The sequence below is a fragment of the Nioella sp. genome (assembly GCF_965215655.1).
GTDB lineage: Bacteria > Pseudomonadota > Alphaproteobacteria > Rhodobacterales > Rhodobacteraceae > Nioella.
The window spans coordinates 373,806-393,007 of sequence record NZ_OZ244111.1 but is presented as its reverse complement, the minus strand read 5'-3'; the positions used below and the strand labels follow the sequence as shown (position 1 = coordinate 393,007).

The 19,202-nt window shown below is 61.9% G+C and carries 19 protein-coding genes; 8 read left to right on the top strand and 11 right to left on the bottom strand.

Annotated elements, in window-relative coordinates; genetic code table 11:
- Window positions 1–3: 3 nt before the first annotated feature.
- The 11 genes from ACOOEX_RS01985 to ACOOEX_RS01935 all read right to left on the bottom strand — a co-directional run bounded on the left by ACOOEX_RS01985 (window position 4) and on the right by ACOOEX_RS01935 (window position 9,659).
- Window positions 4–1,272: an MFS transporter gene (locus ACOOEX_RS01985; RefSeq protein WP_420396892.1), complete on the bottom strand. Its 1,269-nt coding sequence runs from the start codon at window positions 1,270–1,272 to the stop codon at window positions 4–6.
- A 210-nt stretch (window positions 1,273–1,482) separates the two neighbouring features.
- Window positions 1,483–1,806 carry a hypothetical protein gene (locus ACOOEX_RS01980; protein ID WP_420396891.1) on the bottom strand — a complete coding sequence of 108 codons (324 nt, stop codon included), beginning with the start codon at window positions 1,804–1,806 and terminating at the stop codon, window positions 1,483–1,485.
- A gap of 99 nt (window positions 1,807–1,905) precedes the next feature.
- Complete coding sequence (locus tag ACOOEX_RS01975) at window positions 1,906–2,637, bottom strand: suppressor of fused domain protein (RefSeq protein ID WP_420396890.1); 732 nt, start codon at window positions 2,635–2,637, stop codon at window positions 1,906–1,908.
- 401 nt (window positions 2,638–3,038) lie between these two features.
- A complete protein-coding gene (locus tag ACOOEX_RS01970) occupies window positions 3,039–3,818 on the bottom strand; it encodes a succinate dehydrogenase iron-sulfur subunit (RefSeq protein ID WP_071690952.1) in 780 nt (259 codons plus the stop codon).
- A gap of 12 nt (window positions 3,819–3,830) precedes the next feature.
- Window positions 3,831–5,639, bottom strand: coding sequence for a succinate dehydrogenase flavoprotein subunit (sdhA, locus tag ACOOEX_RS01965; protein ID WP_420396889.1), 1,809 nt, complete (start codon window positions 5,637–5,639; stop codon window positions 3,831–3,833).
- A 24-nt stretch (window positions 5,640–5,663) separates the two neighbouring features.
- On the bottom strand, window positions 5,664–6,035 hold the full coding sequence (sdhD, locus tag ACOOEX_RS01960; RefSeq protein WP_071690950.1) for a succinate dehydrogenase, hydrophobic membrane anchor protein: 372 nt from the start codon (window positions 6,033–6,035) through the stop codon (window positions 5,664–5,666).
- 11 nt (window positions 6,036–6,046) lie between these two features.
- Window positions 6,047–6,430, bottom strand: a complete 384-nt coding sequence (gene sdhC / locus ACOOEX_RS01955) for a succinate dehydrogenase, cytochrome b556 subunit (protein ID WP_071690949.1) — start codon at window positions 6,428–6,430, stop codon at window positions 6,047–6,049.
- A 170-nt stretch (window positions 6,431–6,600) separates the two neighbouring features.
- On the bottom strand, window positions 6,601–7,011 hold the full coding sequence (locus tag ACOOEX_RS01950; RefSeq protein WP_420396888.1) for a hypothetical protein: 411 nt from the start codon (window positions 7,009–7,011) through the stop codon (window positions 6,601–6,603).
- Window positions 7,012–7,156: 145 nt separating this feature from the next.
- Window positions 7,157–8,188 carry a MaoC family dehydratase gene (locus ACOOEX_RS01945; protein WP_420396887.1) on the bottom strand — a complete coding sequence of 344 codons (1,032 nt, stop codon included), beginning with the start codon at window positions 8,186–8,188 and terminating at the stop codon, window positions 7,157–7,159.
- Between the two features lie 28 nt (window positions 8,189–8,216).
- Window positions 8,217–8,768, bottom strand: coding sequence for an NnrU family protein (locus ACOOEX_RS01940; RefSeq protein WP_420396886.1), 552 nt, complete (start codon window positions 8,766–8,768; stop codon window positions 8,217–8,219).
- A 33-nt stretch (window positions 8,769–8,801) separates the two neighbouring features.
- Window positions 8,802–9,659: an HpcH/HpaI aldolase/citrate lyase family protein gene (locus tag ACOOEX_RS01935; RefSeq protein ID WP_420396885.1), complete on the bottom strand. Its 858-nt coding sequence runs from the start codon at window positions 9,657–9,659 to the stop codon at window positions 8,802–8,804.
- A 228-nt stretch (window positions 9,660–9,887) separates the two neighbouring features.
- On the opposite strand from ACOOEX_RS01935, the gene ACOOEX_RS01930 reads away from it, so the two are divergent.
- From ACOOEX_RS01930 to ACOOEX_RS01895, 8 genes are all read left to right on the top strand, one after another.
- Complete coding sequence (locus ACOOEX_RS01930) at window positions 9,888–10,202, top strand: hypothetical protein (RefSeq protein WP_420396884.1); 315 nt, start codon at window positions 9,888–9,890, stop codon at window positions 10,200–10,202.
- 242 nt (window positions 10,203–10,444) lie between these two features.
- Window positions 10,445–11,407, top strand: coding sequence for a malate dehydrogenase (gene mdh / locus ACOOEX_RS01925; RefSeq protein ID WP_420396883.1), 963 nt, complete (start codon window positions 10,445–10,447; stop codon window positions 11,405–11,407).
- 77 nt (window positions 11,408–11,484) lie between these two features.
- Window positions 11,485–12,231 (top strand): hypothetical protein, encoded by a 747-nt coding sequence (locus tag ACOOEX_RS01920; protein ID WP_420396882.1) that lies wholly within the window; start codon window positions 11,485–11,487, stop codon window positions 12,229–12,231.
- A gap of 218 nt (window positions 12,232–12,449) precedes the next feature.
- A complete protein-coding gene (gene sucC / locus ACOOEX_RS01915; RefSeq protein WP_306045717.1) occupies window positions 12,450–13,643 on the top strand; it encodes an ADP-forming succinate--CoA ligase subunit beta in 1,194 nt (397 codons plus the stop codon).
- Window positions 13,640–14,167 carry a succinyl-CoA synthetase subunit beta gene (locus tag ACOOEX_RS01910; protein WP_420396881.1) on the top strand — a complete coding sequence of 176 codons (528 nt, stop codon included), beginning with the start codon at window positions 13,640–13,642 and terminating at the stop codon, window positions 14,165–14,167. The genes sucC and ACOOEX_RS01910 overlap by 4 nt, the downstream gene beginning before the upstream one ends.
- A gap of 16 nt (window positions 14,168–14,183) precedes the next feature.
- The gene (locus tag ACOOEX_RS01905) at window positions 14,184–15,218 is read left to right on the top strand and encodes a hypothetical protein (RefSeq protein ID WP_420396880.1); all 1,035 of its coding nucleotides are present in this window, start codon (window positions 14,184–14,186) and stop codon (window positions 15,216–15,218) included.
- 1 nt (window position 15,219) lies between these two features.
- A complete protein-coding gene (sucD, locus tag ACOOEX_RS01900) occupies window positions 15,220–16,101 on the top strand; it encodes a succinate--CoA ligase subunit alpha (RefSeq protein WP_071690940.1) in 882 nt (293 codons plus the stop codon).
- Window positions 16,102–16,238: 137 nt separating this feature from the next.
- Window positions 16,239–19,199, top strand: a complete 2,961-nt coding sequence (locus ACOOEX_RS01895; RefSeq protein ID WP_420396879.1) for a 2-oxoglutarate dehydrogenase E1 component — start codon at window positions 16,239–16,241, stop codon at window positions 19,197–19,199.
- Window positions 19,200–19,202 lie beyond the last annotated feature (3 nt).

The following is a 19,202-nucleotide window of genomic DNA, read 5'->3' as shown; positions in this document are numbered from 1 at the left end:
CGGTCAGACGTCTCCTTCCCGCGTCGTGACGAATGGCATCTCGATAACCGGTCCGGGTTCCGGCACCGGCACCCGGACACGGCGCAACCCAAGCCGCGGATGCATCCGCCCGGCCAGCATCCAGGCCGCTAGCAGCGCCCCACCTGAGAGCGCGAATATGGATGACAGCGGCGCCGCCAGCAACAAAAGCCATGCCGCGCCGGGTGTCAGGATGCCCGACACATCGCGAAAGCTGGAATAGACCGCCGACATTTCCGTCCGTTCCGAGGGTTTGACCGCCATCAGGAAGGGCAAGCCCCCGCAGACATCCAGCAGGATCAGAAAGAAAGACACCGAGGCCAACGCCACCACGGCCGCCAACGGCCAGCCTGCCAGAGCGAAAGCCGCGACCGACAACACCCCTGCCCCCAGAAATCCGGTGCGCACAGACTGGCGCACCGACCGGCCCTGCATCCAGCGCAGCATCAGCGGCGTGATGAACAGCAACCCGTTGGTCATCGACAGCATGACGCCGCCCAGTTGCTCGCTCAGCCCCGCATTCACCGCGAAAATCGGCAGGTAGACCACATAAACCCACCAGCCACAGGACCGGATGACAGCGAATAGCCAGCCCGCCACCAGTCTCGGCTGAGCCGCGAAGCGGCCCAGATAGGCAATCGGGTTCGTGGCGGGCCGTTTGGCCTTCTGGATCAGCTTGCCATTGCCTAAGCGCAGGTAAAGGAAAGTTCCAAGCATCCCCAGGATTGCGACACCTGAAATCAGGAATGGCGCCGGACGCCACCAGTCCATCAGGTAGACACCCGCCACCGGCCCCACGGTCCAGCCGGCGGCACTATAGAACATGCGCAGGGTTTCGCTGCGCCCAAGCTCCACCCGTTCGATATAATCCAGAACATAGGCGTTGAAGCAAACGAAGAGGGTGGCGACGGCCACCGTGGTCAGGGCCAGAGTTACAACGATGAAATCCGGTGAAATGGCCCCGATCCCGGCACCGGCGAAGAAGGTCAGCGCAGCACCGGTATAAAGCCAGCGGCGCGGCACGAAACGGTTCAGCCAGGGCACAAGAAAACCCGCGATCATCGACAGCAGCCCGACGATGAAATAGGCCTCTGACACCGATTTGGCGCTGCCCAGGGTCTCCAGCATTGCCAGAGGCATCACCGAGATCAGGATGCCGCGCGCCACCGCCTCGCACCCCGCGAGCGTGGCAAAACCCTTGACGCCCGGCGCAGGAGCGTGGCGCAGCCATTCGGGTATTCGGCGTTCGTGCATGGAGGCTCAAGGTCTGGAGTACCCTTTGACCCTAGGCAGCCAGCCGCCCCTGTCTTGCCCGCACGCGACCATGACAAGGTCGTTGCCGGGCTTTTGACCTGTAGGTGACACAGCACTGCGGTGGCCTCATCCGCAAGGCCGACCAACGCGCCTAATCCATATTGGACAGGGCAATGATCTTGCTGTCGGCGATCTGGGGCATGGGCGTGGCTACGGGTTACGCATGCAAAAGTGCGGGGGATCGGCGCCTTCGGTGAACTCGACCCCGCCGCAAGCAGCACAGCGCCAGCGCGCGCGCCCCCAGGGGGCGGGGCGCGCATCGGGTTCCCAGATGCAATCGCGTGTGGGGCTGTCCGGGGCTAGGGATTCTCCATGACGAGGGCCACCGCGCGACCGGGCCAATCCGAACAGCAACGCACCGATCCTGAGCCACAGGAAGATGGCCAGCAGCGTCAGCCCCGCCACCAGAAACGGGTGGTCCTGAGGCAGATATTCGCGCAGCCAGGGCGGCAGGATGGCATCGAGATCGGTCATGATCCGGTCAGGATATCTCTGCCAGCCTTGGGGACAAGGGGCGACGAACAACGTGCTTGAGATTGATGGGCGGACCGGTCAGCCCGGGTCACCCGTCTTTCACCCCACCATGGGCCTGCGATCGGGGTAGATCACCTCGGACACGCCCTGTTCTTCGAGATCGAGGCAGAACGTGTCAAGCCCGACATTGGCCTTGTGCTCCAACTCTGCCGGATAGAGATAGACAAGCCCCAGGATGGTCACCTTGTCCCCGTTCGGCAGATCAAAGCGCACGGCCTCATCCGGCAGGATCGTCGGATAGCTGACCATTGCGGCACTCATTCCCGTATCGCCGGAATAGGGCGCACCGTCCGGGGAGGACAGCGTGTGACCATCCGCCACGAACGCCCCGGCGCTGTGGGGATAGCGCGCGTAGTGCTTGAGAAACCTGATCGGCCACCATGTCGCGGCATCGTCGTTTCGGCGCTTCTGCATGATCTCGACCACTTTGTCGCCCCAATCCGCATGCAGCCCGATCATCAGCTCGGCCCGGCCCCAGATCGCGGGGTCGCAATTGTCCGGCACGGCCATGCGTTCATTGCTCATGCCCAGGGTCACGAAGACCCAGTGGTCACGCGTACCCGTGGGGGCAAAGCACAGAATGTCGACCGGCACGACATCCGACACCAGTTCCTGAAAGAGGATCGGCTGAACGCCAAACGCCTCGGCCAGCCTGCCCCGGATCACCTCGTGACTTGGCAGGGCAAGGGGCTCAGGCGCATGCGCGGAGCCCGTGTCTTTTGTCTGGTTCGGCTTTTGCGCGCCGCCGAAAATTTTCTTCAGGAACTTCATCGGGATGGAACCTTTCTCGGTACAGAGGGTGCGAGGGGTGATGCTCGTGCCGTCCGCGAGCGAAATTGCTCTCACGAGGTCTGAAATGATGCGGCCCTTTGGGGCTGCGGTTTGAAATGGCTGTGGTCGGGAGGAAGCGTGAAATGACGCTTGTCCGGGAGTGATCGGGGCGGTCTCGCTCGCCATGCGCGAGCGCAGCGGTCGGGATGACAGGGACACGCCCCGCACACTTTCCACCGTCCTTGCCCTCGTTACGCATCATCACAACCGACACTCATGAACCCGATCTGATGCATGGTCCTGCATTCGCGGGGCGGAGTAAATCCCCCTGGCGCGGGCCCCAAAAAGAAACGGGCCGGCGACGGGGAAGTCACCGGCCCGGTTTCGGAATGTCTTTGGGATCAGAGCTGGCGCTCGACCATCATCTTCTTGATCGACGCGATGGCCTTGGCCGGGTTCAGACCCTTGGGGCAGGTCTTGGCGCAGTTCATGATGGTGTGGCAGCGGTAGAGCTTGAAGGGATCCTCAAGCTCGTCCAGACGCTCGCCGGTCGCTTCGTCACGGCTGTCGATGAGCCAGCGATAGGCATGCAGCAGCGCGGCCGGCCCGAGGTAGCGGTCGCCGTTCCACCAGTAGCTGGGGCAGGAGGTCGAACAGGACGCGCACATCACGCACTCATAGAGACCGTCGAGCTTCTTGCGATCCTCAATCGACTGGCGCCATTCCTTCTCGGGGCGCTGCGTCTTGGTTTCCAGCCACGGCATGATGCTGGCGTGCTGCGCATAGAAATGCGTCAGGTCCGGGATCAGGTCCTTCACCACCGGCATGTGCGGCAGCGGGTAGATCTTCACGTCGCCCTTGATCTCGTCCATGCCGTAGATACAGGCCAGCGTGTTGATCCCGTCGATATTCATCGCGCAGGATCCGCAGATCCCTTCACGGCAGGACCGGCGGAAGGTGAGCGTCGGGTCGATCTCGTTCTTGATCTTGATCAGCGCGTCCAGAACCATCGGGCCGCAGGTGTCCATGTCGACGAAATAGGTGTCGACCTGCGGGTTTTTCCCGTCATCGGGGTTCCAGCGGTAGATCTGGAACTTGCGCACATTGGTGGCGCCTTCCGGCTTGGGCCAGGTCTTGCCCGTGATGATCTTGGAGTTACGGGGAAGCGTGAATTGAACCATGTCCTCGTCTCCTTAGAACGTCCGCGCCTTGGGCGCGATTTTCTTGAGCGAAATGCCGCCCTCGTCTTCGGTGGTCAGCGGGTCGGTGATGACCGGGCGGTATTCCAGCCCGACACTGCTGCCCTCGATGCGGGACACCGTGTGGACGCGCCATTTCTTGTCGTCGCGATCCGGGAAATCCTCATGCGCGTGGGCACCACGGCTTTCCTGGCGGGCCTCTGCGCCGACGATGGTGGCAAGCGCGTTCGGCATCAGGTTGGTCAGTTCCAGCGTTTCCATCAGGTCGCTGTTCCAGACCATGCTGCGGTCGGTCACCTTCAGGTCACCCATCTTGCCGGCGATGGCGGTCATCTTCTCGACGCCTTCGGACAGCGTCTTGGAGGTGCGGAAGACGGCGGCGTCGGCCTGCATGGTCTTCTGCATTTCCAGCCGCAGGTCCGCCGTGGGCGTGTCGCCATTGGCGTAGCGCAGCCCATCGAAACGGCCGAGCGCCTTGTCGATGCTGGCCTTGTTGAGCACCGGGTTAGGGGCGTCCGCGTCCACCACCTGACCGGCGCGGATCGCGGCGGCGCGGCCAAAGACCACAAGGTCGATGAGCGAGTTGGAGCCAAGCCGGTTGGCCCCGTGAACGGAGGCACAGCCTGCCTCGCCCACGGCCATCAGGCCGGGCACGATGGCGGTCGGGTCTTTCTTGGTCGGGTTCAGCACCTCGCCCCAGTAGTTCGTGGGGATGCCGCCCATGTTGTAGTGCACCGTCGGGATGACCGGGATCGGTTCCTTGGTGACATCGACACCGGCGAAGATCTTGGCGCTTTCCGAGATGCCGGGCAGGCGTTCGGCCAGTGCCTCGGCGGGCAGGTGGGAAAGGTTCAGGTGGATATGGTCGCCTTCGGCCCCCACGCCACGGCCTTCGCGGATTTCCATGGTCATGGAGCGGGACACGTAATCGCGCGGCGCGAGGTCTTTGTACTGCGGTGCATAACGCTCCATGAAGCGCTCGCCTTCCGAGTTCGTCAGGTAACCGCCCTCGCCGCGCGCGCCTTCGGTGATCAGGCAGCCGGAGCCATAGATGCCGGTCGGGTGGAACTGCACGAACTCCATATCCTGAAGCGGCAGGCCCGCGCGGGCCACCATACCGCCGCCGTCCCCGGTGCAGGTATGCGCGGAGGTGGCGGAGAAATAGGCACGGCCATAGCCGCCCGTTGCCAGCACCACCATCTTGGCCGAGAAGACATGCATCGTGCCGTCGTCGAGCTTCCAGGCCACGACGCCCTGACACTGGCCGTCCTCGGACATGATCAGGTCGGTCGCGAAATACTCGATGTAGAATTCCGCGTTGTTCTTGAGCGACTGGCCATAAAGCGTGTGCAGGATGGCGTGGCCGGTGCGGTCCGCGGCGGCGCAGGTGCGCTGCACGGCGGGGCCTTCCCCGAATTCGGTCGTGTGGCCGCCGAAGGGGCGCTGATAGATTTTGCCCTCTTCCGTGCGGGAGAAGGGAACGCCGTAGTGCTCTAGCTCATACACCGCCTTGGGCGCTTCGCGCGCCAGATACTCCATCGCGTCGGTGTCACCGAGCCAATCGGAGCCCTTGACGGTGTCATACATGTGCCACTGCCAGTGGTCAGGGCCCATGTTGGACAGCGAAGCAGCGATGCCGCCCTGCGCGGCCACGGTGTGGCTGCGGGTCGGGAACACCTTGGAAATACAGGCGGTCTTGAGGCCCTGTTCGGCCATCCCGAGCGTCGCGCGCAGGCCAGAGCCCCCGGCACCGACGACAACGACGTCATAGGAATGATGATTGAGTGCGTAGGACTCGGTCATGTGTCTTGATCTCCTGTCCCTGGATTACAGCGCAATCTGGGCGAGCGAAACGAGGCCGAAGGCCATCAGCCCGTAGCTGATGCAAGCCATGACGATAATCGCGATCTTGCGGGACAAGCCCTGCATGTAATCTTCGATCACCATCTGGATCCCAAGGCGGAAGTGGTAGAAGCCGACGATCAGCATCAGGGCAGCCGATACGGCGGGGAATGGGCGCGACAGGGCGGCCTGCACATCGGCGTAGGGCTCACCCAACAGGGGGCCGAAGCTGAACAGGAACATCGGGGTGATGATCAGCAGCGCCACTGCCGTGACGGTGGTCTTCCAGAAATGATCGGTGCCCGATTTGGCCGATCCGAGGCCAATCACGCGTTTGCGGTCGGTCATAAGTGCCATGGATCAGCCCCTCAGATTGCGATGATTGTCAGGAAGGTCAGCGCGACACTGCCGATGATGATGCCCCAGCCCATCTTGTCGCTGTCATCGGGGTCGAGCCCATAGCCCATGTCCCAGACCAGATGGCGGACACCGGCCAGCGCGTGGTACCAAAGCGCCAGAACGCAGAGCGTCATGAGGACGTCACCGACGAAGCAGGTCATCAGCCCGTCAACGAAGTTGAAATAGGCCTCGCTGGTCGCGGCAGCCATCAGCCACCAGACGACAAGGACTGCCCCGCCGAGAAGTGCGATGCCAGTGATCCGGTTCAGGATCGAGGTCGCGGAGTTGAGCTGCGGACGGTAAATCTGCAAGTGCGGGGACAGCGGACGGTTGCCGCGATTGACGTCAGCCATGGCGAACACCCTTTCAGGTTGTGCTAGGTGATTGCTTGTTCCCCTTATGCATAACGCCTTTTTTCAAGGAGTCACCTATCCGCACGCAGGTTTGGCCCGGTTTTTTGACAGTTTTTTGTGTCTAATCGCCGCAGAGCGGCATTTTGTGATCACGTCTTTAAATAGTGTGATCACAAAAAGGAAAGCCCGAAGCCAGCCATAAGAACAGCCAGCAGAACCAGAGAGACTCGCCAAGGCGTCTGCACACCGGTCTTCTCTTCCAGCTGCCGCGTGTAGACCGTGATTGGCATGCCGATGATCAGGCCGACCAGCACCGGACGCAGCCGGATGATGAAGTTCGAATCCGCCTCGATCATATCCGCGAACAGGTAGATCGACACGCCAGAGGCCAGCAACGCCGCCCCGAGCGCACGGCCATGAGACAGCAGGATCGTCTCCAGGATCTCGCTCATCTCGCCACCAGCTTTTTCGACCATCTCCCGATGGTATTGCGTCGGCAGACTGCCGAAAAGATAGCGCGCGGCCATGAAGATGGTGCCCAGTGAGGCGAGGTAATAAAGCGCGATAGCCAGCGAATGCATGAAGATCCCTTTCAGACCTGTCCTTTTAGGCAGGTTAACCGAAAGTTAACGTCAGAAATAGGGCATTGTCACGCCGCAAACCGCGCAAAACCCGCGCATTTAAGGGGTTTAGAGGATTTGTCGGGATTTATTGGGGGATTGTACCTCAGACGGGAACAAGTACCCAGTAGTCAAGATCGAGCAGCACACCGGGCAGGTATTTCCCGTCTTCACCCTTCAGTTCCCCCGCCTTGCCGTCCTTGGTCGCCACCAGCCGCAAACGCAGCGCACCAACGCCGGGCGCGGCGGTCTCGGCCTTGTCCAGCACCTCCGTCCAGGCCTTGACGGTGTCGCCCGAGAAACAGGGGTTGGCATGGGCACCCGCGTTGATGCCCGCGATCAGCTGCGCATTGGCCAGCCCGTTGAAGCTGAGCGCGCGCGCCATGGAGATGACATGCCCGCCATAGATCAGCCGCTGCCCATCCGGGCGGAACGTGGCGTCGAAGTGCACCTTCGCAGTGTTCTGCCACAGGCGCGTGGCGATCATGTGCTCGGCTTCCTCGATGGTGACACCATCCACATGGTCTACGATTTCACCGATCTCGTAGTCACCCCACCGATGCGGCTCACCCGCGAGGGTGAAGTCATACCCGGTGAAATCCAGTCCTTCGGGGATCCCAAGGCTGTCGGCAGATACGACCTTGGCCAGATCGGGGATCACTGTGTCCGGCGCGGGGGCCTCCAGATCGTTCTTACGGACCATCACCCAACGGACATAGTCCAGCACGACCTCGTCCCGCTGATTGAGACCTTCCGTGCGGACATAGACCACGCCCGACTTGCCATTGGAGTTCTGCTTGAGCCCGATGACTTCGGAAACGGACCGCAGCGTGTCTCCGGGATAGACCGGCTTGCGGAACCGGCCTTCCGCATAGCCCAGGTTCGCCACCGCGTTGAGAGACACATCCGGCACGGTCTTGCCAAAGACCACGTGAAACGCGGCCAGATCATCCAGCGGCGAGGCCGGCAGACCACATGCCCGTGCAAATTCATCGGAGGAATGGAGCGCGTGCCGGGCCGGGTAAAGGGCGTGATACAGCGCCCGCTCGCCCCCCGACACGGTGCGCGGCACGGCGTGCTCTATCCGCTGGCCGAGCGTGTAGTCCTCGAAGAAATTGCCGGGGTTTGTCTTGGCCATGTGCCTGTGTCTCTCTCGTTGTCGGGGCCTAGCCGAAGGGCCAGTATCCCAGCCAATAGTGAATGTAGCCGATCACGCCCATCAGGATGACCGAGGCCACGAGGAACATGCCGTCCTTGGCGTAGGTTCCGATCTGTGTGGGGTGCCAGTTGGGTTCGGCGCGGTTGATGGCGATGACCTCGACGATGGCCCAGATCAGAAGGCCACCGAACAGGATGACCGATGCCAGATCGCCATTCACCAGCAGATGCGCAACGGCCCAGAGGCCAAAACCCGTCAGCATCGGGTGGCGCATGTTGTTGAGCAGTTTGCCTTTTCGCGGCGCCGGACTCATCATGAAGATAGCGATCAGAACCAACAGGTTGTTAACATGCGTCGCCCAGACTGGTGGATACCAGACCTGCCCCACATCCGCGCCGCGAAAGCCGATCACCATCAGCACGATGCTCGCCAGCAGCGCCAGCGCAATCGGGCCTTTGCCCTTGTCGCCCATGTTGGCGCGGGCATCGGGGGCGGCGCGTTTGAACAGATGGGCACCGGCCCAAAGGGCAATGCCGAGGATCATGAGGGTGAGGTACATGGGCGCGTCTCCTGCGGACTGACTGTTGTCGCGTCAGCCCGCCTGCATCGCAGCGATGGCCTCCGCTTTGGCCAAGGTGGCCTTGGCGGTGGCGACATGCAAGTTCTCGACGATCTTTCCATCGACGACAGCCACCCCCTGCCCGCTGGCCTCGGCTTCCTCAAAGGCGGCGATCTGACGGCGGGCAAGATCGACCTCGGCCTCTGACGGGGCGAAGGCGGCATTGGCAATATCGACCTGCGCGGGATGGATCAGCGTCTTGCCATCAAAGCCCATGTCACGGCCCTGATCGCATTCGGCGCGCAGCCCCTCGTCATCCTTGAAGGCGTTATAGACCCCATCGACGATCACGATCCCTTCGGCCTTGGCGGCCAGAAGGCTGAGGCTGAGCCCCGCCATCATCGGCAACCGGTCGCCGCGGAAGCGGGTGTTCATTTCCTTCGCCAGATCATTTGTGCCCATGACGAAGCCCTGCATCTGCGGATGGGCGGCAATTTCGGGCGCATTGATCATGCCGCGCGGGGTTTCCATCATCGCCCAGATCGGTTTGTTGCCCACCAGCGCCGCCAGCGCATCCACCTGCGCCGCGCTCTCCACCTTGGGCAGCAGAACCGCATCGCAGTCCATGGTGGCGGCGGCTTTTGCGTCGGCCTCTCCCCACCCGGTATCGAGCCCGTTGATCCGCACAATCCGCATCCGGTTGCCATAGCCACCTGCGGCCAGCGCAGCGGCCAGCGTGGCGCGGGCATTGGCCTTTTCTTCAACCGCGACCGCGTCTTCCAGATCGAAGATGATCGCGTCCACCGGCAGGGTCTTGGCCTTCTCCAGCGCCCGCTCTTTCGAGCCGGGGATATAGAGAACAGAGCGGAAGGGGCGTGCGGTCTGGGTCATGGAAACCGTCCTTTCGGGCAAGATCGGCGGCACCAAACACAAAGAATGCTGCGAATGCAAGTTGCTTTATGCCGCAACGTAGCGAAATTTTCTTTCGCGATGCAGCGGCGGCGATTAACCGAATCTTCGGATTTCTACGGCAGGCTTTCCCGATCTTTGAATGGGAGCTTCGGGCGGAACCGTCGCTTTCCCTGCATTTCTGCCCTGTTCCCGCAACGAAAGGCAGACATGATGACCCGCCTCGCTTCTCTCTTTATCGCACCCCTCGCGCTGCTGGTGCTGCCCGCCCTGGCAGACGCGCAAGCCGCCCGGACCATCTGTGCCGAACGCGACCAGATCGTCGGCACCCTGACCGGCTATTTCGGCGAAACCGCCCGCAGTTGGGGCATGGGGCCCGCCGGTCGGATCGTGGAAATCTTCGCCTCGGACGAAACCGGCACGTGGACAATCACTGTCACCGCGCCCGACGGCACGACCTGTCTCGTAGCCTCGGGCAATTCATGGGAAGATCTGGCGCAATCCGCGCGCGGCGAGGCGACCTGATCCTATGAAATTCTCCAGTTTCGCATTGATGGCGGTCTGGATTCTTGTGTCTGGCATACATTTGCATACATTTCTTCAGCTGATTACCTAGGAATTTCCGCCCGGATTCCAGCGAGTTACCAACATCGCATGCGGCAGCGCGGCAATATGGGTCTTTCCGCCGCGCCGCAAGGCCCTTGCGCGACTCCCCTAGTGCGGCTAGGCCACTTGGCAACTTCAACTGAGCTCGGAGACGAATTCTCATGGCCAGACCCAAGATTGCGCTTATCGGCGCAGGCCAGATCGGTGGCACCCTTGCCCATCTCGCAGCAATCAAGGAACTCGGTGACGTTGTTCTGTTCGACATCGCCGACGGCGTGCCGCAGGGCAAGGCACTCGACATCGCGGAATCCGGCCCCTCGGAAGGGTTCGATGCCGCCATGTCCGGCACCACGGACTATGCCGATATCGCCGGTGCCGATGTCATCATCGTGACCGCAGGCGTGCCCCGCAAACCGGGGATGAGCCGCGATGACCTGCTGGGGATCAACCTCAAGGTCATGAAATCGGTCGGCGAAGGCATCCGCGACAACGCCCCCGACGCCTTCGTGATCTGCATCACCAACCCGCTCGACGCGATGGTCTGGGCGCTGCAGCAGTTCTCGGGCCTGCCCGCGAACAAGGTTGTCGGCATGGCCGGGGTGCTCGACTCCGCCCGTTTCCGCCACTTCCTGTCGGTGGAATTCAACGTCTCCATGCGCGATGTGACCGCCTTCGTTCTGGGTGGCCACGGCGACACGATGGTGCCCTCGGTCCGCTACTCCACCGTTGGCGGCATCCCGCTGCCCGACCTGGTGGACATGGGCTGGACCACGCAGGAGAAACTGGACGCCATCGTACAGCGCACCCGTGACGGCGGCGCAGAAATCGTCGGCCTGCTGAAAACCGGATCGGCCTATTACGCGCCTGCGACCTCGGCCATCGAAATGGCAGAGGCCTACCTGAAAGACCAGAAACGCCTGCTGCCCTGCGCAGCCTATTGCGATGGCGAGTTCGGCCTCGATGGCATGTATGTGGGCGTTCCCACCATCATCGGCGCCGGCGGTATCGAAAAGATCGTGGACATCAAACTGTCGAAGGAAGAACAGGCCATGTTCACCAAATCGGTCGATGCGGTCAAAGGTCTGGTCGACGCCTGCAAGGCCATCGACGAAAGCCTCGCCTGAGCGCGTCCGATACGTTAAGCAAAGGGCAGCCTTCGGGCTGCCTTTTTCGTTTTGGGATCAGTAGGGGCCAAGCCAGCATGTTCAAACCCGCCACCGGCATGCATTACCACCGCTTCCTGAGGAACCTGCACGAAACCACGCTCTTGGACTGGTACATGGAAATCGGCTGTCGGGACGGGTCTTCCTTTGCGTCGGTGCGGTCGAAAACCATCGCGGTTGACCCGTTCTTCCGGGTGGAACGCAATGTGATCGGGGACAAGCCCGCGTTGCATATCTTTCAGCAGACCAGCGACGACTTCTTTGCCAGCGGATTTCTGGACGCGCTCGATATCCGTCTGAGCCTGAGCTTTCTGGACGGGATGCACCTGTTCGAGTACCTGCTGCGCGATGTCATCGAGACCGAAAAGCGGTCGCTCCCGGAAGGGGTGATCATGATGCATGATTGCTGTCCTTTCGATCACGAGATGACCACGCGCGATCTGGACAATATCCCCGCCGCGGCCTGGACCGGCGATGTGTGGAAACTGCTGCCGATCCTTCAGCAGTATCGCCCCGGTCTGAAGATTGACGTGCTGGACTGCAAACCCACGGGACTTGTGATGCTGTCCAACCTGGACCCGGACAACAGCGTCTTGGCGGATGCCTATGATCAGATCCTCGCGGACTGGACGGATGTCACGCTGAAGGACCATGGCGCGGACCGCTTCTACGACAGTTTCGACTATGTCAGCGCCCGTGGTCAGACACGCGCGGGCCATCCGCTGCTGTCCGCGGTCAGATTGGATGACAGTGCAGGCTTTACCCCCGTCATGATGTCTTCCTGAGCGATCCAGATTGCCACCGATCCCAGGAAGTCAGTGATTCGTCGCAGTCAGCCCCTTGAGAACAAGGGACTTCCCATTTGTGATCACAGCATTTCCGACTGTGATCACAAATCCAGCTTTTTTCGGCAAATGCCCGCTGAAACGGCAAAATGGCGTTTCTTTGCACGCATGACTTGTGCTTAGACGGACGGGACCAAGTAGCAACATGGGACAGTTTCATGAACATTCATGAATACCAGGCGAAGGCTCTGCTTCGCAATTACGGCGCCCCGGTCAGCGATGGCCGCGTGGTCCTGAGAGCTGAAGACGCCAAAACCGCAGCCGGTGAACTCGATGGCCCGCTTTGGGTGGTCAAGGCGCAGATCCACGCAGGCGGGCGCGGCAAGGGCTCGTTCAAGGAAGCCGATGCTGGCGAAAAGGGCGGCGTGCGCCTGGCCAAATCGGTGGAAGAAGCGGCTGACGAAGCCAAGCGGATGCTGGGCCGCACCCTGGTGACCCACCAGACCGGCCCCGCCGGCAAGCAGGTCAACCGGATCTATATCGAAGACGGCTCCGGCATCGAGACCGAGATGTACCTGGCCCTTCTGGTGGATCGCCAGACCAGCCGCATTTCCTTCGTCTGCTCGACCGAAGGCGGCATGGACATCGAAGAGGTCGCCGCCGCGACCCCTGAAAAGATCCTGTCCTTCTCTGTTGATCCCGCAACCGGGTATCAGGCCTTTCACGGCCGTCGCATCGCCTTCTCGCTCGGGCTGAAGGGCCCGCAGGTCAAACAATGCGTGGCGCTGATGGGTCTGCTCTACAAGGCCTTCACCGAGAAGGACATGGAGATGCTGGAGATCAACCCGCTGATCGTGACCGACAAGGGTGATCTGAAGGTGCTGGACGCCAAGGTCGGGTTCGATGGTAACGCCATCTACCGCCACCGCGACATCGCCGAACTGCGCGACGAGACCGAGGAAGACCCCAAGGAACTCGCCGCCTCCAAGTACGACCTGAACTACATCGCGCTCGACGGTGAAATCGGCTGCATGGTGAACGGCGCGGGCCTCGCCATGGCGACGATGGACATCATCAAGCTTTACGGGTCTGAACCTGCCAACTTCCTCGACGTGGGCGGCGGTGCGACCAAGGAAAAGGTGACCGAAGCCTTCAAGATCATCACGAGCGACCCGAACGTCAAAGGCATCCTGGTGAACATCTTCGGCGGCATCATGCGCTGTGACATCATCGCCGAGGGCGTTGTGTCGGCGGTGAAGGAAGTGGGCCTTCAGGTTCCGCTGGTCGTCCGTCTGGAAGGCACCAATGTCGAAAAGGGCAAGGAGATCATCAACACCTCCGGCCTGAACGTGATCGCTGCGGATGACCTGAAAGACGGCGCGCAGAAGATCGTGGCGGCGGTCAAGGGGTGATCGCCCTGCGCGGCATAAACTGGGCTTCGGCCTCTTTGGCATTGGTGGCGGTCTGTACTGCCGCCGATGCCAAGGCTGACGGTGCGGTCGCGGACCGCGCCATCGCTGGCTTTGCCGCGCATTGCTTCGATCCTCGGCTGACAGCGGATCGGGTGGCAGACCTGTTGCACCCGACGGGGGCACGGGTCGATTACTATGACCTCGATCCGTTCCTGTCCGTCCCCCCGTCCCCAGTTGTCGGACGCGCGGCAACCACCGGCACGGACCGGCGCTGTGAAGTCGCCTTCGACGGTGATCACGCGGACCGGGCTACCGAGGCGGCCTTGGCGGCACTGGCATCCGAGGGCATCACCACCGCAGCAGAGCTGCCCGGCACGCATACAGCCACGCCCGGCACCACGTTGCTCGGCGCACGTCAGTTGAACCCTGCCCGCGTGGCGGTTGTTCACGTTGGCACCCGTCCCGGCCCGAATGGTGTCGAGACTTTCCTGAGTGTGGAACGGCTTTTGCCGTCCGCCACCTGACGAAGGGGTGCTTGACGTGACTGTCCCCTCCTCAGGTCCAGCGCGCCGCTGTATCGTGCATATCGGTTTGAACAAGACCGGATCGACGACGATTCAGGCCTGGCTGCAGATCAATCAGGACGCTTTGCGCAATCAGGGTGTCTGGCATGACAATTTGGGCCCGCATAGCGGCCCGCACTTGTCCACCGCCGTCGGTTGGACAATCTTTGCACATTCGCAACGCCCCAATTACGTTCCGGGTGGCTGGCAGGCCCAAACATACCGAATCCGGAGCCGCGCTGACCTTCAGGAACGGCTGGACCAGTTCCTGACCCGTGTCGAAGCCACCTTTCCGCCGCCCGGAGAAGGCACTTATGTGACCTCGTCCGAACATATCGGGGCAGGCCTGAAGAATGTGCCTGAAATGGAGAAGCTGCATAACTGGTTTGCCGCTCGCTTCAATGAGGTGCGCTATGTGGTCTATATCCGCGAGCAAACCGATTGGGTTGCGAGCGCCTATGTGCAGGCGGTCCGGTCTGGCACGACGGAAAGCCTTGATGCCTATATCGAAAACTTCGGGTTCAACGATTACCACGCGCTGATCAAAAAATGGCACGGCATCGCGGGAGAGGAAAATGTCGATGTTCGGATCTTCGACCGCGCGGCTTTCGCGGGCGGCGATCTGATCGACGATTTCGCCCACGCCATCGGGGTCGATGCCAGCCGAACCGCGCGGCCGCCGAAGCTGAACGATTCCATGCCGCTCTACCAGCTTCACCTGCTGCTGTGGGGTAGCCGCCTGTTCGGCAAGCTGGTCAACAGGCTGGGGCTTCTGCCCGCCCAGCGCCGCCTCTACAGCCGTAACATGCCCTTCCTTTTCGGCAGCAAACGCCTGCGCCTCAGCCAGGAACAGGCGGCGCGTGTCAGGGCGATGAATGCCGACAGCAACGAAGCGCTTCGCGCGCTTGTCTTTCCCGCAGCGGACAGCCTGTTTCCGGGCGCCTCTGCACCCCAATCACCCCGGTCCGCGCCAGGCGCGGCCGCAGCAATCCCGCAAGTGACAGGACAATAAAATGGCCGTACTCGTAGATGAAAACACCAAGGTGATCTGTCAGGGCTTTACCGGCTCGCAAGGCACCTTCCACTCTGAACAGGCCATCGCCTATGGCACCAAGATGGTCGGTGGCGTGACGCCGGGTAAAGGCGGCATGACCCATCTGGACCTGCCCGTATTCGACAGCGTTCACGAAGCCAAGCACGTGACCGAGGCCAATGCCTCCGTCATCTACGTGCCGCCGCCCTTCGCAGCGGACTCGATCCTGGAAGCCATCGACGCCGAGATGGAACTGATTGTCTGCATCACCGAAGGCATCCCGGTTCTGGACATGATGCGCGTCAAGCGGGCGCTGGAAGGGTCCAAATCGCGCCTCATCGGGCCGAACTGCCCCGGCATCATTACGCCTGACGCCTGCAAGATCGGCATCATGCCCGGCCATATCCACAAGCGTGGGTCCGTCGGTGTCGTGTCCCGTTCCGGCACCCTGACCTATGAGGCCGTCAAGCAGACCACCGATGTGGGTCTGGGCCAGTCCACCTGCGTCGGCATCGGCGGCGACCCGATCAAGGGCACCGAGCATATCGACGTGCTGGAATGGTTCCTTGCCGATGACGAAACCGAGTCGATCATCATGATCGGTGAAATCGGTGGTTCGGCGGAGGAAGAAGCCGCACAGTTCCTGGCCGACGAGAAGAAGCGCGGTCGCTGGAAGCCGACGGCAGGCTTCATCGCAGGCCGCACCGCGCCTCCGGGCCGCCGCATGGGCCATGCCGGTGCCATCGTCGCCGGTGGCAAGGGCGGCGCCGAGGACAAGATCGAAGCCATGCAGTCCGCCGGTATCGTCGTGGCCGAAAGCCCCGCCGGTCTTGGTGAGGCTGTGCTGAAGGCGATTGGATGACACATGGCGCGGGCGGGGAGGCATCCTTGCCCGCGCTTTCCTGACGACAGGTGAGAAGATGACTGGATGCGCCTTGTCTCTTGCCTAAAGCCCTCAACCGGCCATCCGAACGGTCCCAACCCGACAGAGGTGAAAAAATGACCGACCAAAGCCCTAACGACCTCTTCCAGGCCTCCAGCTTCATGCAAGGCCATAACGCGGAATATCTGGAACAGCTCTACGCCCAATATGCCAACGATCCAAATGCGGTCGATGCGGCGTGGCAGGAGTTCTTCCGCGCCCTTGGCGATGCCGAACCCGATGTGAAGGCCGAGGCCGCAGGCCCGTCCTGGGCGCGCGCCGACTGGCCGCCTGCCCCCAATGACGATCTGACCGGGGCGCTGACCGGCGAATGGCCCGTGCAGGCCGAGGCGAAGGGCGCCGAGAAGAAGATCCGCGAAAAGGCGGCGGAAAAGGGTATCGAGGTGACGGACGAAGTCATCAAGCGGGCGGTGCTGGACAGCATCCGCGCGCTGATGATCATCCGCGCCTACCGGATCCGGGGGCATCTGGTAGCCGATCTCGACCCGCTTGGCATGCGCGACGCGACCCCGCATCCGGAACTGGACCCGAAATCCTACGGCTTCACAGAGGCCGACATGGATCGCCCGATCTTCATCGACCAGGTTCTGGGCCTTCAGGTCGCGTCGATGCGGCAGATCATCGACATCGTGAAGCGCACCTATTGCGGCACCTTCGCACTGCAATACATGCATATCTCGAACCCCGAGGAGGCCGGCTGGCTGAAGGAACGGATCGAGGGCTATGGCAAGGAAATCGCGTTCACCCGCGAGGGCCGCAAGGCGATCCTGAACAAGCTGGTCGAGGCCGAGGGCTTCGAGAAGTTCCTGCATGTGAAATACATGGGCACCAAGCGCTTCGGCCTTGATGGCGGCGAAAGCCTGATCCCCGCGATGGAACAGATCATCAAGCGCGGCGGCCAGTTGGGCCTGAAAGAGATCGTCATCGGCATGCCCCACCGGGGCCGCCTGTCGGTTCTGGCCAACGTGATGGGCAAGCCCTATCGCGCTATTTTCAACGAGTTCCAGGGCGGCAGCTTCAAGCCCGAGGATGTGGATGGCTCCGGCGATGTGAAATACCACCTCGGTGCCTCCAGCGACCGGGAGTTCGACGGCAATTCCGTGCACCTCAGCCTGACCGCCAACCCCTCTCACCTGGAGGCGGTGAACCCTGTGGTTCTGGGCAAGGTCCGCGCCAAGCAGGACCAGAGAAACGACGATGCTCGCACTTCGGTTCTTCCGGTGCTGCTGCATGGCGACGCGGCCTTTGCCGGTCAGGGTGTGGTGGCCGAGGGCTTTGGCCTCTCCGGTCTCAAGGGCCACAAGACCGGTGGCACCATGCATATCGTGGTCAACAACCAGATCGGCTTTACCACCGCGCCCCATTTCAGCCGCTCCAGCCCCTATCCCACGGATATCGCGCTGATGGTGGAAGCCCCGATCTTCCACGTGAACGGCGACGACCCCGAAGCCGTGGTTCATGCCGCCAAGGTCGCCACCGAGTTCCGCCAGAAATTCGGCAAGGACGTGGTGCTGGATATCTTCTGCTACCGCCGGTTCGGTCACAACGAGGGCGATGAGCCCATGTTCACCAACCCGATCATGTACAAGAAGATCAAGGGCCACAAGACCACGCTTCAGCTCTATACCGAACGGCTGGTCAAGGACGGGCTGATCCCCGAGGGTGAGATCGAGGATATGAAGGCCGCCTTCCAGGCCTACCTGAACGAAGAGTTCGAGGCCGGTAAGGAATTCAAGCCCAACAAGGCCGACTGGCTGGACGGGCGCTGGTCGCATCTGGACAAGAAGGGCGAGGAATATCAGCGCGGCGAAACCGCCATCGCGCCCGAAACCTTCGCAGAGATCGGCCGTGCGCTGACCACCGCGCCGGACGGCTTCAACCTGCACAAGACCGTGGGCCGCCTTCTGGAAACCAAGAAGCAGATGTTCGAGAGCGGCGAGGGCTTTGATTGGGCCACCGCCGAGGCACTGGCCTATGGCTCGCTGCTGACCGAAGGCTACCCGGTGCGTCTTGCCGGGCAGGATGCCACCCGTGGCACGTTCAGCCAGCGCCATTCGGGCCTGATCGACCAGGTCACCGAAGACCGCTACTACCCGCTGAACCACATCCGTGAGGGGCAGGCGCACTACGAGGTCATCGACTCGATGCTCTCGGAATACGCGGTGCTCGGGTTCGAATACGGCTACAGCCTCGCCGAACCCAATGCGCTGGTCCTGTGGGAAGCCCAGTTCGGCGACTTCGCCAATGGCGCGCAAATCATGTTCGACCAGTTCATTTCTTCGGGCGAACGCAAGTGGCTGCGGATGTCGGGTCTGGTGATGCTGCTGCCCCACGGCTTCGAAGGTCAGGGGCCGGAACACAGCTCCGCCCGTCTGGAACGCTTCCTGCAAATGTGCGCCGAGGATAACTGGATCGTCGCCAACTGCACGACCCCGGCCAACTATTTCCACATCCTGCGCCGCCAGATCCACCGCGACTACCGCAAGCCGCTGGTTCTGATGACGCCGAAATCGCTCTTGCGTCACAAGCTGGCGATCTCCAAGGCCGAGGAAATGACCACCGGGTCGAGTTTCCACCGGGTGTTGTGGGATGACGCCCAATACGGCAATTCCGACACGCAACTGGTGGCCGATGACAAGATCAAGCGCGTGGTCATGTGTTCGGGCAAGGTCTATTTCGACCTGCTGGAAGAACGCGACGCCCGTGGCTTGGACGACGTCTACCTGATGCGCCTGGAACAGTTCTATCCCTTCCCGGCCCTCAGCCTGATGAAGGAACTGGAACGCTTCAAGCAGGCCGAAATGGTCTGGTGTCAGGAAGAGCCCAAGAACCAGGGCGCCTGGAGCTTCGTGGAACCCAATATCGAATGGGTCCTCAGCCGCATCGGCGCCAAACACACGCGGCCATCCTATGCCGGCCGCAACGCCTCTGCCTCGCCCGCCACGGGCCTGGCCAGCCAGCACAAAGCACAGCAAGCCGCGCTCGTGAACGACGCGCTCACCATCGAGGGGAACTGATAG